This is a genomic window from Segatella copri, from assembly GCF_009494395.1.
Classification (GTDB): domain Bacteria; phylum Bacteroidota; class Bacteroidia; order Bacteroidales; family Bacteroidaceae; genus Prevotella.
In genome coordinates, this window is record NZ_VZCB01000105.1 from 1 (window position 1) to 1214 (window position 1214).

General features: G+C 32.5%; 1 protein-coding gene and 1 pseudogene. One reads left to right on the plus strand and one right to left on the minus strand.

Annotated features, from left to right (window positions below; genetic code table 11):
• Positions 1–146: 146 nt before the first annotated feature.
• Positions 147–653, plus strand: coding sequence for a hypothetical protein (locus F7D73_RS15800; RefSeq protein ID WP_153073255.1), 507 nt, complete (start codon positions 147–149; stop codon positions 651–653).
• Between the two features lie 290 nt (positions 654–943).
• Here F7D73_RS15800 and F7D73_RS16115 read toward each other — a convergent pair.
• Positions 944–1214 (minus strand): annotated as a pseudogene (locus F7D73_RS16115) (hypothetical protein); the annotation flags it as partial.

Here is a 1214-nt window from a genome sequence, read left to right on the forward strand (position 1 = left end):
TTGTTTATGCCTTGACAAAAGCGACAAATACGAGATATACTGTTGGGATTAATTTAGGGAGCATCACATACAATGGTATCACTTATGGAGCGTGTATTAAGGCTTATTTAATAAATCAGACCTTCGGCTTAACAAGATATTAAATTATGAATAGATTGACATTGGGTTGTTTCGTCTTCATTTTACTAATATTGGGGACTACTTCTGTTTCCTCAAAAGAAGAATATAATATTAAAAATGAAAGTAAAACATACTTGAATGATTCTTTAAAAATCAGTGCAATTGTCCATGATAAAAAGCCTTCATTTGTAACAATTACAATTGAAAATTATGGTAAAAAGCAGATTAGTATTGGCAAGGTTTATGGTTTACTTACATATATAAACAATAGATGGACATATTTGACAAAAGCAAAGAATAAATTTATAAAAATCAATCCAAAGAGCGCTAAGACTATAAGATACAGTCTTTGCATAGAAAAAATTAGAAATTCAGAAATTAGCTTTACTTATTCAGAAAATCGAAAGAACAGAATCAGATTAGATGTGTATAGCAACAATGAATTTATGGGGAAAATTGATTGCGATTTTGCAACGCCTTTTAATGCAGTATGGAGTAAACATGATGGGGTGATAATCGTGAAATACGACTAAAAATTATAATTATGAGGGTGTGTCATAACTCCATGACGTACCCTCATTTTTTGAGGCTAAAAATTCATTGACATTCTGCTACAATCTCTCAATTGTTCATGAATTATATTATGCTATTTTCATTGATAAGTAGATCCTATCTGTATGCTTGGCATTCGACATGCTATTTATAATGGTACGATTATATGTCATAATCCTGTAAACAGAATGAAAAAAGCCGCATCAATACCTGGTTGGGGCAAGATACGGCTTTATTGATAAAATGTGTATTGTCCACATTATAATGGAGCTTAAATGTCCAACATTCTAATGATGTACTTACCATCTTTCTTGATAAACATGAATGGGTTGAAATGCTTATCCTGTGCATTTATTCCATACCCCAAACATTTGTATTCAGCAGGAGCGACAGACGGAAGTGGATATTCCTTAGTCTTTCCGTTTTTCCTATTTACGATGACAAAGGAATATCTGTCTTTTTGGAAGTTGTCTGTCCTTGGCATGCCATGCTTTACAAGACAATAGATGTTCCTCTTGTCCATCTTTACTGTTGTGATGCAC

Coding starts and splice junctions, on each gene's coding strand:
- F7D73_RS15800 (WP_153073255.1), top strand. CDS start 147: ATGAATAGATTGACATTGGGTTGTTTCGTCTTCATTTTACTAATATTG.